Source organism: Nonomuraea sp. NPDC048826 (genome assembly GCF_043198225.1).
Lineage (GTDB): Bacteria > Actinomycetota > Actinomycetes > Streptosporangiales > Streptosporangiaceae > Nonomuraea.
This window is the reverse complement of record NZ_JBICUQ010000010.1, coordinates 59928-73295: the sequence shown is the minus strand read 5'-3', so window position 1 is coordinate 73295 and position 13368 is coordinate 59928. Positions and strand designations below refer to the sequence as shown.

Here is a 13368-nt window from a genome sequence, read left to right as displayed (position 1 = left end):
ACCAGGAAGTCAACGACCGTGTCAGCACGCGTTATGTTCCGGTATGTTCGTCACCTGCCGCTCAGGAGATCGCGGAGGGGGCCCTCCAACAGGTAACGGTCATGACCGATGAACGCTGGTCCTGCCAACGGGGGGTTGTGCGATGGCGCTGAGGATCAACATCCTGGGTCCGTGGGAGCTGACGGCGGGCGACGACTTGCTGCCGCTGACCGGCAGCCGGCGGATCGGCCTGCTGACCCGGCTGGCGTTGAGCGCCGGTCGCGTGGTCACCACCGACCAGCTCCTCATCGACGTGTGGGGCGAGAGCCGGGTGGCGACGGCGCCGAAACAGCTCCACATCGTGGTGTCCAAGCTCCGCGAGTTCCTCGCGCCGCGGGCGCTCGACGAGGTCATCGTGACCGCCCCGGGCGGATACTGCCTGGACGTGCCTGCCGATCACGTCGACGCTCACCTGTTCATGCGGCTGGTGCGCGAGGCGCGGGCCGGCCGGGCCAGGGGAGAGATCCATACGGCTGACAGGTCGTTCCGGCAGGCCCTGGCCTTGTGGCGGGGAGAGGCGCTGGCGGGCATGTCGGCGGAGTGGGCCCACATCGAGGCCACCCGCCTGGCGGAGGAACGTCTCACCGCTCTGGAGGACCACGTCGATCTGCGGCTGGCGGCGGGCGACCACCACGCGGTGATCCCGGATCTGCCAGTCCACATCGAGGCGCACCCCCTGCGGGAGAGGCCGCATGCGCAGCTGATGCTGGCGCTGTATCGCGCCGGACGGTCATCGGAAGCGCTCAGGGTCTACCAGGACGCCCGCCGCGTCATGGTCCGGGAGCTCGGCATCGAGCCGGGCGCCGAGCTGCGCCGGCTCCAGCAGGCGATCCTCGCCCGCGATCCCGTCCTGGACCTGACCGCCCCGGCGCAGGACGCCGTGCTCGGCGACGCAGCCGCCGCCCCGGCCGAGTTGCCCGCCGACACCCGCGCCTTCACCGCCCGCGATGTCGAGCTGGCCTGGCTCGACAAGGCGCTCACCGGGGCGGAGGCCGGCACGCCGGCGATCGTCGCCATCGGCGGTCCCGGCGGGATCGGCAAATCCGCGCTGGCCGTCCACCTGGCGCACGCCGTCGCCGACCGCTACACCGACGGCGTTCTCTACATCGACCTGCACGGCTCCACCGACGGGCTCCGGCCGCTGTCGCCGCTCGAAGCTCTCGGCCGGCTGTTGCGCTCGCTCGGGCTGGACGGCTCCGCCGTGCCGACCGCGGTCGACGAGGCGGCGGCCCGCTACCGATCCCTCACCTCGGCACGGAACGTGCTGATCATCCTCGACAACGCCCTCGACACCCGCCAGGTCCGCCCGCTCATCCCCGCCGGGCCGGGATGTGCGGTCGTCATCACCAGCCGGCAGGTTCTCACCTCGCTCGACGGGGCGGGCCAGCTCAACCTGCCCGGCCTCGATCCGTCCGACGCCACCGCGCTGCTGGCCCGGATCGCCGGTCCCGGCCGGGTCCACGCCGAGCCGGAGGCCGCCGGGCGGATCGTCCGGCTCTGCGGCGGCCTGCCCCTCGCCCTCCGCATCGCGGCGGCGCGACTGGCCGCCCGCCCCGACTGGACGCTGTCCTACCTCGCCGACCGGCTCGCCGACGCCACCCGCCGCCTGGACACGCTGGAGTACGCCGACCTGGCCGTCCGCGCCGGCATCGCCGTCAGCCTCCATCACCTCAAGGAGGAGCCCTCCGGGCAGGACGCCGCCCACCTGTTCGCCCTGCTCGGCCTCCTCGACACGCCCACCCACACCCCGGCGGCCACCGCCGCGCTCGCCGACCGGCCCGAGCGCATGGTGGAGGCCACCCTGGACCGCCTCCTGGACGCCCGGCTGCTCGAACCGGCGGGGCCGGGCCGCTATCGGATGCACGACCTCGTCCGCCTCTACGCCCACGAACAGGCCGACGCCATCGTCCAGGAGAGCGAGCGGGCGGCCGCCACCCGCCGCGCGTTGCACCACTACCTCGCCACGGCCAGGACGGCCAGCCTCCTGCTCGATCCCACCTCCCCCATCGTCAAAGGTCTCCGCGCCGACCAGCCCGGCCTTCGCCTGGACACCCCGCAGGAGGCGATCGACTGGATCGAGCTGGAGCGCGACAACCTCATCGCCGCCGCCCGGCAGGCCACCACCCGCACCGGCGATCCCGGCACCGTGGAGGGACTCGCCGCCACTCTCAACAGGCCCTTCAGCCACAGAGGCTGGTTAGCCGATCTGGCCGAGATCCATCACCAGGCCCTGCAGGTGGCCGTCCGCACCGGTGACTGGGCGGCCCAGGCCCGCGGGCACAACCAGTTGGGCACCATCCACAAGAACCAGGGCCGCCTGGAGCCCGCGGTCGAGCAGTTCGAGCGTGCTCTCGTGTGCTGGGATCGAGCAGGTCTGCCCCTGCGCAAGGCGGGCACCCTGCACAACCTCGGCACCACCTACGGCAAGCTGGGACGCTTCGACGAGGCGCTCGCCACCCAGGACGAGGCGGCGGCCACGGCCACGGCCGGCGGCCTGCGCGACTACGAAGCCATGATTCTCAACGGCCGAGCCGCGGTGCTGATCAGGATGGGCCGGCTGGACGACGCGATCGACGCGAGCCGGCGAAGCCTGGAGATCTGGGCGGAGTTCGACAACCCACTCGGCGAGGCGACGGCGACCGACACGCTGGCCGACGCCTACCGGCGCGCCGGCAGGCTCGACGAGGCCGAAGCCGGATACCGGAGGTCGGCCCGCCTCCACCACGAGGCCGGAGCCCGCGCTCTGGAGGCCGTCACCCTGTGGGGGCTCGGCGACACCCTGCACGATCTCGGACGTCCGGACGAGGCGCGGAAGCGCTGGCACCAGTCAGCGCGGATCCTCCGTGACGTCCATCTGCTCACCGAGGAGGAGCTGGCGGCCCTGCTCGCCCAGGACCTCCCCCGGCCTCCTGCCCCGGTCAAGCACCTGAGCGCGGGAGCGCGCTGATCGGATCGGCGCGGATCACGGGTCCGGGCCGAGATGGCTGCGGCGTTCCTCCTCGGTCAGCTCGCGGGTACGGCGCGATCTGGCCAGTTCGAGCACCGTTGCGGCCGGGCCGCACACCTCGCAGACGCGGGCCCGTACAAGACTGACGCCCAGACCGGTCGTCAGCGAGCGACCGAGGAAGATCTGCGGGCTCAGTCCCCTGACGATCCGCGTACCGTCGGGGCTGAACGCCGCGAGACCGCCGGTCGCGCCCCAGCCGGTCAGCTCCAGCGGTTCGCCGCCTGCCGCCCGCCAGAGCCGCAGGTGGCCCGCGGGTTCGTCGGTGACCAGCCAGGTGCCGTCAGGGCTGAACCGCACCCTGCGGACGGTGCTTTCGGCGCCGTGCAGCACGCCAGCGGGCTCGCCCCGGCCACCGACGTCCCAGATCCGGATGGCGCCGTCCGTGGCCGCGGCGGCCAGGCGCAGCCCGTCCGGGCTGAAGGCGAGGCCAGTGATGTCCTCCACATGGCCGCGCAGGATCTTCGGCTCGCTCTCGCCGGTCAGGTCCCAGACGACGACGGTGTGGTCGTCACGGGCGTCGGCCAGCCGCGTGCCGTCCGCGCTCAGTGCCACGTCGCCGTCGGCGCGGCCGGTGGGCCGGGCCTGCCAGCCGTCGAGCGCCGTCAGCCCGCCGGACGGGGAGATCTGCCACACCCGCGGTTCGGTGTCGAAGGCGCCCACCGCGATCCGCTTCCCGTCGGCGCTGAACGCCAGGCCGCGCGGCAGGCCGCGGAGGGGCGCGGGCGTGGTGACGGGCGCGCCGGCGGTGGTGAGGTCCCACAGACTCAAGGTCCCGGCCCGGCCGATGCCCGCCATCCGCCGGCCGTCAGGGCTCAGCGCGACGAGATAGCCGGCGTCACGCGGGCCCCGCACCTCGGCCGAGGTGGTGCCGCGCCATAGCTTGACGCGGACGTCCCCCGGGGTGAGGAGTGAAACCGCCCCCGCGTTGACCGCCACCGTGCTCGTGTCGGCGCTGAGCGCCAGGGGCCTGCCCTCGCTCGGCGCCGGGTCTCCCGCCGTGACGTCCCACGTACGCAAGGAGCCGTCCGCGTCGACGCTGACCAGTGACCTCCCGTCCGGGGTGAACGCCGCACCGCGCGGATTCCCCTTCGGGCTGCGCAACACCAGCGGGTCGGCGTCGCTGCCCGTCGTCCAGACGCGGATCACGCCGTCGGCGCCGAAGGTCGCCAGACGATCACCGGCCGCGGTGAACACCAGGCCGTTCAGCTTCGGGGCGTGGCCGGCCAGCTCGATCTGCGGGGTCCAGTCGCCGGCCGGCTCCTCCGTCGCGTCCCACACTTGAGGGACGTCGCCTTCGACGGTCGCGACCCATGGGCCGCGCGGGCTGACGGCCACCTGCTCCGGTTCGCCGCGCGGGGCCGCGCGCTGCGGTACGGGCCGGTCCCCGGTCATGTCCCACAGGCGCAGCGGCGATCCGTCGCCCCCCGTGGCGAGCAGCCGGCCGGTGGGGCTGAACGAGACGCTCCTGACCGCACGGCCGGGGACGCTGAGCTTGAAGGGCTCGGCGCGTCCCGGCTTCCAGACGCGCACGCCGTCGCGGTGCGCGCTCGCCACCCTGCCGTCCCGGCTGACGCTGACGCCGTGCACGCCGCCGTCGACGGTCCCCAGAACCACGGGCGGACCGTTCGACGCCAGGTCCCACAGCACCACGTCGCCTCCGGCGTCTCCGGTGACGAGCCGGCGGCCGTCCGCGCTGAACGCGGCGCTCTGGATGCCGTCCGTCCGATCCGCCTGGAGCGCATGGTCGGCCCGGCGCGGCGCGGCGCCGTCCAGGTCCCAGATCTCCAGACCCGCCGGGCCCGCCCCGGCGCCCCAAATCGCGATCTTCCGGCCGTCCGGCGTGGCCGTCGTACCTGTGACCCTGCGCAGGCCGGCCGGGGTGGAGCCGCGCAGCCGCGAGTCGGCGGTGGCCTGGCGGAGCACGAGGTCGGCCTCCGGCGTGGGTTCCGCCTCGTACGCCTCGATCGCCAGCAGCAACGCCAGCTCCGGGTCCTGCTGGAGCTGGCGGCGTGCTTCGGCGGCCAGCCGTACGGAGGCGGCGCGGTCGCGCTCGACGGCCCTGTTGCCTACCTGGACCAGGACGAGCGCGGCCAGCACGATGACCGCGACGGCGGCGGCCGACAGCCCGCCGAAGGCGAGCCGGGTCCGGCGGCGGGCCCGGCCGCGCGCGGTCGCGTTCGACCGGCAGGCCTCCAGGAAGGTTCGCTCCAGCTCGTTCAGCGGGACGATGCTCGCCTCGTCGTCCCAGTGGGCCAGGCGGGTGCCGCGGTACAGGTAGTCCTCGCCGCGCCCGGTGCGGTCCCACTCGGCCGCGTCGGACGTGAGCCTCTGATGCCGCAGCAGGGCCTCACGGTCGGCGGTGAGCCAGTCCCGCAGCCGGGGCCAGCCGGTGAGGAGCGCTTCGTGCGCGATGTCGACCAGATCCTGGTCCACGACGACGAGCCTGGCGGCGGCGAGCCGGTCGAGGACCGCGTCCAGCTCGCCGGCGGGTCCGATTCCGGCGAGCTCGTCCCGGTCGAGGCCGCGACGGGTGTCGGAGCTGCCCGAGCCCAGGGCGACGAGCCGCAGCAGCACGGCGCGGAGCAACTGCCGCTGGCCGACGTCCAGGTCGCCGTACAGGTGCTCGGCGGTTCGCGCGATAGCGCCGGACACGCCGCCCACGGCCCGGTAGTCCGCCAGCGTCAGCGTGTCCCCCCGCTGCCTGCCCCACGTCTCGCGCAGCGCGTGCGCGACCATCGGAAGCGCCCCGGTCTGCTCGGCGGCCTCGGCCACCACGGTGACCACCAGATCCGGGTCCACGCTCAGCCCCGCCCGGGCGGCGGGTTCGGTGATGATGGCGCGCAGCTCCTGCTCGGACATCGGTCCGACCGGCAGGTGAACACTGTCGAGGAGGGCCGCGGACAGACCGGGATGCGCCATGCAGCGCTCGTAGAAGTCGGTGCGGATCCCGATCACCACCGCCGGGCCGTCCTGACCGCCGACGAGCTCGCTCAGCGCGTCGAGGAAGCCGGCGCGTTCCCGCCCGTCGGCGCAGAGCGTGAACGTCTCCTCGAACTGGTCGACGATCAGCACGCCGGAGCCGTCGGCGCCGGCGGCGCTCAACCGGGCCATCGGGTGCGCGCCCGGAGTGAGCAGCGTGACAGCGGTGCCGTCGGCGGTCAGCCGCGCGGCCAGCCCGGCCCGCAGCAACGAGGACTTGCCGCTGCCGCTGGCCCCGCGGACCACCGTCAGCGGCCCCTGCCGCACGCCCTTCAGCAGGACCTCGAGAAGGTCGTCCCGGCCGAAGAACAGGTCGGCGGCGTCCACGTCCAGCGGAAGCAGGCCGGGATAAGGGCAACGGCGCTGCGACCGTTCGAGCTCGGCCTCGGCCAGCCGCCACTTCCGCTCCCATGCGGCCGGGTCGCCACCGCAGGCGACGGCGTACGCCAGGGTCGCCTCAAGCGTGGGCAGCCGCGTCCCGGTGGCCGCCTCGGCGAGGGTGCTCCGCGAGAAATGCGCGCGCTCCGCGAGTACGCGGTAGCTCGGCCGCCCGGCCTCGTCCCTGAGCCGGCGCAACTCCCAGGCGAGCCTCTCGACGGGACCGGCCAGCGGATCCACCGGCTGTTCGGGCCGTCCCAATGTGCTCTCACCTCGCGTTGTCCGGAGTCTCTGCCGCGTTGTCCTGAACCCCCGGAGGGCTGTTTCGGACATCCCTGGGCCGCCTTAGACCTTAGATCTCCGCCACGACAACAGGGGGCAAGTCATGAGATTTCACGTACGGGGACCCGTCGAGATCCACGCGAGGGCCGGAGCCGCGACCGCAGGCGATCCCAGCCAGGACGGAGACCTGGACGCCCCCGTCCAGGTCCGCGTTCGGCGTTCGCCCCGGCCTTCGCCAGCGCCAGCGTGACGGTCACGGACGCGGCCGCCATGACGCTGATCGCGAGCTCCGGCGAGGTGGCCTGGGCGAGCGTGCCGGCCAGGGCGGCGGCGACGCCTTGCATGGTGAGCATGCCGGAGGAGTGCAGTCCCAGCGCGTGCCCGCTCAGCTCGGCCGGGGTCAGCTCCACCAGCCGCTGTTGCAACACCAGGGTGGCCGCGTACCCGATGGCCGACACCGTCACAGCCGCGAGCGCTACCGGCAGCGGTGGCTCCAGGACGAACATCAAGTACGGTACGGCCAGCAGGAGCAGCAAGGGAAAGCCGAGCCGCCGCCGCCGCCGTTCGGGCACGAACCTGCCGACGACGACGTCACCGGCCAGCATGCCGGCCGCCGCCAGGGCGAACAACGTGCCCGCGTGCGCCGGCGCGAACGGCACGAACAACGACTCGCAGCCGACGATCAGGCCGTTGGGCACCCACAACGCCACGTACAGGCGCCGGTGCGGTGCCGACGACAGAAGGCGCGCGTTCGAGCGCCACGTCGCCGCCACGGACGGCCTCCCGGCGGCGCGCGGCGCCCGCTCGCCCAGACCCAGCCGGGCCACGGCGGCGGCGGTCAGATTCAGGGCCGCGGCTATGAGCAGGGTGCCCGCGGGGGACAGCACGGAGACCAGGACACCGCCGGCCGCGAACCCGCAGATCTGCGTCACCCCGACCGACATGTTCATCAATGACCGACCGAGCACGAAGCCCTCGCGGGGAAGGATCTCGTTGAGCAGCCCGTGGCGCACTCCACCGCCTACCGAGCCGGCCAGGCCGAGCCCGAAGATGATCGCAAAGACGGCCGCCAGGGAGAGGCCCGGGATGGCCAGGGCTGCCGTGCCCGCGCAGAAGAAGAGCGCCATCGCCGTCATGGCGGCGCGCGGCGGCAGCCGATCGGCCGCGGACATCAGCATGGTCGCCCCGACCACCTGGGCCAGCGACGGGCCGAACATGCTGAGCGCCGACAGCAGCGGTGACCCCGTCGCCGCGTACACCTGCGTGCTGAGCGCGAGGCCGCTCACGGTCGTGGCCGCTACCTGAAGCGAGACGGTCAAGAACAACGGGGTGAACTCCGGCGTGCGCAGAAGTTCGCGGTAGGTGCGCATGATCGGAGTCTGTGTCGCCCGGCCGGGCGGTCGGTAATCTTTCGCAAGGGGGCGAAACAGTGGGACTGTGGCAGATCGATGTGGACACGCTCGCGAGTGGCCGCTTCGTCATATCCCCGCTGGCTGAGACGATCGCCGCACTGATGCTGCTCGACAAGGGGACGGGAGCCCACCCGGGCGAGCAGACGTGGCTGGATGCTCACCTGCCCGGCTACCGGCGGCGCCTCGCCGGCGACGAGGTCACGGCGACGCTCGTCCCGGCTGCCATCGGCAGGCACAACTGGCACGCCGACTTCCTGACGCCGACGCCGTCCGGGGAGGACGGAGTCACTTTCGGGCAGGAAGTCGCCGCCATCAGACGCGTACCCTCTGAGGCCGCTCGCGCCGACCTGCGGGTGTCGCTGCGCGGCCCGTTGCCCGCTGTGCTGGACCGCACCGACCTGCCCGAGCGTCTGGCCGACGTACTGGAATGGGTGTGGCGGGAGACGGTGCTGCCCACCTGGCCGCGGCGCAGGACGATCCTCGAATCGGATGTGGTCTCGCGCACCCGCCGGCTCTCCCAGGGCGGCTGGGCAGCGGCCCTGGGAGAGTTACGGCCCGGGATGCGCTGGCTCGGTGAGAGCCGGTTGCAGATCAACACCTTCGACTATCCGCCGAAGCGGATCTCGGGGACGGGCCTGATGTTCGTGCCGGTCACTCCCTATCGGGGGTGGGTCACCGCGGACGAGCCGCACCGGTACGCGGTGATCTACCCGTGCTCGGGAACGCTGGCCGAGACCGGACGGACGCCCGTGCCGCAGTCGCTCGACAGGCTGGTCGGCACCGGACGGGCCCTGGTGCTGACGTTGCTGGACACGCCGAAGAGCACGACGCAACTCGTCGCGCTGACCGGGCAGGGACTCGGTTCCGTGGGCCGCCATCTCAAGGTCCTCCTCGACGCGGGGCTGGCGGAACGGCGGCGAGCCGGACGGTCGGTGCTGTATTACCGAACAGCCACGGCTGAAGCCCTCATCCGGGTGCAGCGAGGCGGAGATCGATCAGGGTCTCCTTCCACAGCCACGGAGCGGGACGACACCAGCGACATCAGCGCCTTCTAGGCGCCCGCGCCGCCGTCCACCGGCACGATCGCGCCGGTCACCATCGACGCACGGTCGCTGAGCAGCCACGCTGCCACCTCGGCGACTTCGTGCGGCTCGGCCATCCGCCCGAGCGGGGTGGCCGCCGTGAGCCGCTCGATGATGCCGGGGCTCGTCGCCTCCCATGCGTCGATCATCTTCGTGGCGGTGCCGCCGGGGGTGATGCCGTTCACCCGGATGCCGTCACGGGCCCAGCTCACCGCGGCGGTCTCGGTGATGCTGTTGAGCGCGCGCTTCATCGCCCCGTACGCGGGGAGGGCCGGGTTCGCGCGGCGGCTGCCGATGCTCGACGTGTTGACGATCGCCCCGCCACCGTTCCGTCGCATGAGTGCGGCCTCGGCGGTCATGGCGGTCCACTGTGAGCGGAAGTTCACGGTGAACTGCTGGTCGATGTCTTCGTCGCTCGTGGTGTCGAGCATGCCGGGCTGCTGAAGCGCCGCGCCGTTGTTGAAGGCGCCGTCGAGCCGTCCGTGCAGTTCCTCGACGCGGTCGACCGCCGCGCGGACGTTCGCACGGTCGGCGAGGTCCAGGGTGACGGCGTCGGCGGTGCCGCCGTCGGCACGGATCTCCGCGACGATCCGCCGCAGGGCGTCGGCGCCGCGGGCGGCCAGCACGACGGCGGCCCCCTCGGAGGCGAAGAGCCGGGCCGCGGCCGCCCCGATGCCGCGGCTGGCGCCGGTGATGAACACCACCTTGCCGGTGAGCAGACCGATGGGTGCGATGCCGGTGTTGTGCGTCATGGCGACAGTGTCAGGCCGGCCTCCGCAGCGGATGCAGGCACAGGCAGTACCAGGATCCGTCGTCGCACGACGTGCACACTGGGGATATGGACAAAGCCGAACTCGGGGCGTTCCTCCGCAGCCGTCGCCAGCGGCTGCGACCGGAGGACGTGGGCCTGCCCGCGGGTCCGCGACGCCGGACACCAGGTCTTCGCCGCGAGGAGGTGGCGGTCCTCGCGCACATCTCGACGGAGTACTACGTCCGGCTCGAACAGGGCAGGGCGCCGCGACCGTCGGGCGAGGTCCTCGCCGGGATCGCCGGCGCGCTGCGGCTCACGGACGCCGAGTCCGATCATCTCCACCTCCTGGCGGGCACGGCGCCGAGCCGTACCGGACTCCACCGGCGCGACGTCCGCCCGAGCATCCTCGCGCTCCTGGAGAGGCTGCCGCAGACGGCCGCATTCGTGACGTCCGCCGTGTTCGAGGTGCTCGCGTGGAACGACCTCGCGGCCGCGCTCATGGAGGACTTCGCCGCGCTCGCCCCGCAGGACCGCAATCTCGCGCGCCGGGCATTCCTCGGGCCGGCAGGCGTCGACGCGACCCTGTACCGGACGTCCGGCACCGCGGAGTTCCGGCTGAACGTCGTCACGAAACTCCGGTCCACCCTCGCCCGGTACCCGACCGACCCCGCGGTGACCGGCCTCGTCGCCGAACTGCTCGACGCCAGCCCCGACTTCGCCCGGCTCTGGGAGCGGCACGACGTGCAGGCCGCGCCGACCCTCACCAAGACGTTCCGTCATCCGGTCGTCGGGGAGATCACCGTCAACTGCGACTCGCTCACGCTCACGGACCGCGACCAGCACCTCGTGCTCTACAGCGCACCGCCGGGCTCCCCCGCCGCCGAGGCCCTGGCGCTTCTGAATGTCCTGGGAACCGAGGGCGTCCATGCGAGCAAGCACCCCTGACGGAGCGGGACTCGACGGGAAATACCGGACGTCGGAGTCAGGTGGTGCGAGTCTGGCGGAACTCGTCCTTGGTGGCGAGGTCCTGCACGTCCGGCCCGGTCGAGCCCCCGTACGTGGCGATCTTGTATTCGACCGCCGCGAGGGACAGCGTCAGCTCGCGGATCCGGCGGCGGATGGTGTCGCGATGTTCGACCAGCACATCGAGCCGCTCCGGCACCGTGTGCCCGCCGGCATCGACGAGCGTGATGTAGTGCTGCAGGTCACGCATCGGCATACCGGACAGCCGCATCCGGGTGAGGAACACCAGGCGCCGAACCGCTGGGGCGTCGTAGACGCGATGACCATGACCGTCGCGGGCCACCTCGACCAGCCCTGCCCGTTCGTAATAACGCAGCGTGTGAGGCGAGATGTCGAGGAGGTCGGCGACCTCGGCGATCGTCATCGTCTCGGGCAGATCGGCCAGGTCGGCGAGACGGTGAATCGCCTCGACCGACAGCGGACCGTCGTCCCCGAGCGCTTCGAGCGCCCTGGTCATCAGCTCGTCGGTGGCCATGACCACGAGCCTAGACGGGCCGTACCGATGGAGACACACCCTCGAAGTCGGCGCTGCGGGCGGTCTCGGCGCACCGCTCCACCTCGTCCAGGCCGCGCCGGTAGGCACGCGAGATACGCCCGACCGCCTCGCTCCCGAGCGGCAGCCGCAGCGGCACCTCGTCGCCGTGCGCCAGGGACACGATGATCTCGGCCGCCCGCGCCGGGTCACCATCCTGGCGGCCGTCGACCCCGGCCATGTCCGCACGGACGTCGGCGAGCACGTCGCGGTAGGTCGCGGACGGCTCGACGACCTCGAGCACGTCGCCCCCGTTGAAGCCGGTCCTGAACCGGCTGGGCTCGACGAGCATCACCCGGATCCCGAACGGCGCGACCTCCCCCGCCAGGGCCTCGGACCAGCCTTCGAGGGCGAACTTCGACGCGGAGTACGCCGACACGCCGGGGAACGACGTCCGCCCACCCTGGCTGCTCATCTGCACGATCGTCCCGGTGCCCCGCTCACGCATCGCGGGCAGCACCGCCCGAACGAGCGCGGCGGGGCCGAACAGGTGCAGATCCATCAAATCGCGCAACTGCGCGTCGCTGACCTCCTCGACCGCTCCGACCACGGCCCGGCCCGCGTTGTTGACCAGCACATCGAGCTGACCGAAACGGTCGAGGGTGTCACGTACGAGGTCCGCGGCCGCGGCGATGTCCCGGGCATCGAACGTCGCGATCAGGCAGGTGTCCGGGTACGCGGCCTCCAGATCGGCCACACTCTCGGGCCGGCGCACCGCCGCCACCACCTGGTCGCCCACCGCGAGCGCCGACTCCGCCAGTGCGCGTCCGAACCCGCGGGACGCGCCCGTGATGATCCAGGTCTGTGTCGTCATGGCGAGGACGCTATGCCTTCGAGCGCGCTCGAACGCAAGACCAACGTGACCGGAAGTTCATCCGTCTTCGTAACAGCTGAAGCGGCCAGCCCGCCGGCTTCGTCGCACGGCTCGTTCTGCCGCGTTCTCACCCGGCAACGCAGGCATGTTCGCCATGCCATCCAACGAAACGGACTGTTCTTCATGCGATCCAACTCCAACCACTCGTCGCCGCCCACGTTCGTCCTGGTCCACGGCTCCGGCAGCAGCTCTTTCATGTGGGCTCCCGTCCAGCGCGAGCTGGCGTTGCTCGGCCACCGCAGCTACGCCGTCGATCTGCCGGGCCACGGCCTCGACGCGCAGTACCCGCTTGCCTACCAGGCCCCCCAGGACCTCGACGCGTGGGCGGTCGAGCCGTCGACGCTGGCCGGGGTCACCCTGCAGCACAACATCGACACGGTCGTCGACGTCGTGCGCCGCGTGGCCGAGCACGGGCCCGTGGTGCTGGTGGCGGCCAGCCTCGGCGGCCTCACCATCAGCGGGGTGGGCAACGCGGTCCCCGAACTGGTGAGCCGGCTCGTCTACATCTCCGCCTGGTCGTGCGTGCGGCGCGCCAACCCGATCGAGTACATGCGGGAGCCCGAGTTCGCCGACAACCTGATGGGCCCGCTGGCCGCGTTCAACGTCGGCGACCCCGCTCAACTCGGCGTCGGCCGGGCCAACTACCGCACCGCGGACGCGGCGCTGCTCGACGCGCTCAAGGCCGCCACCATGGCGGACGTCAGCGACGAGCAGTTTCGGGCCTTCCTCAACATCCTGCAGCCGGACGAATCGATCGCGGTGATGACGGCCGACGCCCGCGTCGACGCCGCGACCTGGGGCACGATCGCCCGCACCTACCTCCGCCTGACCGGCGACCGATCCCTGCCGGTGGCCATGCAGGACAGGCTGATCGCCGAGGCGGACGCCCTGACACCCGGTAACCCGTACGACGTGCACACCCTGGACACGTCCCATGCGGGGTTCCTGTTCAGGGCCGATGAGGTGGCCGCCATTCTGGACAAGGCCGCGATCTAGCAAAAGGCCGGGG

9 protein-coding genes are annotated in these 13368 nt (G+C 72.4%); 4 read left to right on the top strand and 5 right to left on the bottom strand.

All coding sequences use genetic code 11. The features are described 5' to 3' along the window. Positions 1 to 142: 142 nt before the first annotated feature. The gene (locus ACGFI7_RS33100) at positions 143 to 2986 is read left to right on the top strand and encodes a BTAD domain-containing putative transcriptional regulator (RefSeq protein WP_393411532.1); all 2844 of its coding nucleotides are present in this window, start codon (positions 143 to 145) and stop codon (positions 2984 to 2986) included. Positions 2987 to 3001: 15 nt separating this feature from the next. Here the strand turns inward: ACGFI7_RS33100 and ACGFI7_RS33095 are convergent, their stop codons facing one another. Beyond that, positions 3002 to 6664, bottom strand: coding sequence for a hypothetical protein (locus ACGFI7_RS33095; protein ID WP_393411530.1), 3663 nt, complete (start codon positions 6662 to 6664; stop codon positions 3002 to 3004). Positions 6665 to 6786: 122 nt separating this feature from the next. Next, positions 6787 to 8055, bottom strand: a complete 1269-nt coding sequence (locus ACGFI7_RS33090; protein ID WP_393411528.1) for an MFS transporter — start codon at positions 8053 to 8055, stop codon at positions 6787 to 6789. A gap of 11 nt (positions 8056 to 8066) precedes the next feature. Between ACGFI7_RS33090 and ACGFI7_RS33085 the strand changes: the two genes are divergently transcribed. Continuing rightward, a complete protein-coding gene (locus tag ACGFI7_RS33085; RefSeq protein WP_393411527.1) occupies positions 8067 to 9152 on the top strand; it encodes a transcriptional regulator in 1086 nt (361 codons plus the stop codon). On the opposite strand, the gene ACGFI7_RS33080 is transcribed toward ACGFI7_RS33085, so the two are convergent. Next, a complete protein-coding gene (locus tag ACGFI7_RS33080) occupies positions 9149 to 9931 on the bottom strand; it encodes an SDR family NAD(P)-dependent oxidoreductase (RefSeq protein WP_393411525.1) in 783 nt (260 codons plus the stop codon). The genes ACGFI7_RS33085 and ACGFI7_RS33080 overlap by 4 nt on opposite strands. A gap of 86 nt (positions 9932 to 10017) precedes the next feature. On the opposite strand from ACGFI7_RS33080, the gene ACGFI7_RS33075 reads away from it, so the two are divergent. Then, entirely contained in the window at positions 10018 to 10875 is an 858-nt protein-coding gene (locus ACGFI7_RS33075) for a helix-turn-helix transcriptional regulator (RefSeq protein ID WP_393411523.1), read from the top strand. Positions 10876 to 10912: 37 nt separating this feature from the next. Here the strand turns inward: ACGFI7_RS33075 and ACGFI7_RS33070 are convergent, their stop codons facing one another. Together ACGFI7_RS33070 and ACGFI7_RS33065 are read right to left on the bottom strand one after the other, a co-directional pair. Continuing rightward, positions 10913 to 11428, bottom strand: coding sequence for a MerR family transcriptional regulator (locus tag ACGFI7_RS33070; protein ID WP_393411521.1), 516 nt, complete (start codon positions 11426 to 11428; stop codon positions 10913 to 10915). 10 nt (positions 11429 to 11438) lie between these two features. Then, positions 11439 to 12299, bottom strand: a complete 861-nt coding sequence (locus ACGFI7_RS33065; protein ID WP_393411519.1) for an SDR family NAD(P)-dependent oxidoreductase — start codon at positions 12297 to 12299, stop codon at positions 11439 to 11441. 183 nt (positions 12300 to 12482) lie between these two features. On the opposite strand from ACGFI7_RS33065, the gene ACGFI7_RS33060 reads away from it, so the two are divergent. After that, positions 12483 to 13355, top strand: a complete 873-nt coding sequence (locus ACGFI7_RS33060; RefSeq protein WP_393411516.1) for an alpha/beta fold hydrolase — start codon at positions 12483 to 12485, stop codon at positions 13353 to 13355. The last annotated feature ends 13 nt before the right edge of the window (positions 13356 to 13368 follow it).

Excerpts from the sequence above, each read along its gene's own strand:
- ACGFI7_RS33060 (WP_393411516.1), top strand. The coding sequence starts at position 12,483 with ATGCGATCCAACTCCAACCACTCGTCGCCGCCCACGTTCGTCCTGGTC.
- ACGFI7_RS33090 (WP_393411528.1), bottom strand. The coding sequence starts at position 8,055 with ATGCGCACCTACCGCGAACTTCTGCGCACGCCGGAGTTCACCCCGTTG.
- ACGFI7_RS33100 (WP_393411532.1), top strand. The coding sequence starts at position 143 with ATGGCGCTGAGGATCAACATCCTGGGTCCGTGGGAGCTGACGGCGGGC.
- ACGFI7_RS33070 (WP_393411521.1), bottom strand. The coding sequence starts at position 11,428 with ATGGCCACCGACGAGCTGATGACCAGGGCGCTCGAAGCGCTCGGGGAC.
- ACGFI7_RS33075 (WP_393411523.1), top strand. The coding sequence starts at position 10,018 with ATGGACAAAGCCGAACTCGGGGCGTTCCTCCGCAGCCGTCGCCAGCGG.
- ACGFI7_RS33080 (WP_393411525.1), bottom strand. The coding sequence starts at position 9,931 with ATGACGCACAACACCGGCATCGCACCCATCGGTCTGCTCACCGGCAAG.
- ACGFI7_RS33065 (WP_393411519.1), bottom strand. The coding sequence starts at position 12,299 with ATGACGACACAGACCTGGATCATCACGGGCGCGTCCCGCGGGTTCGGA.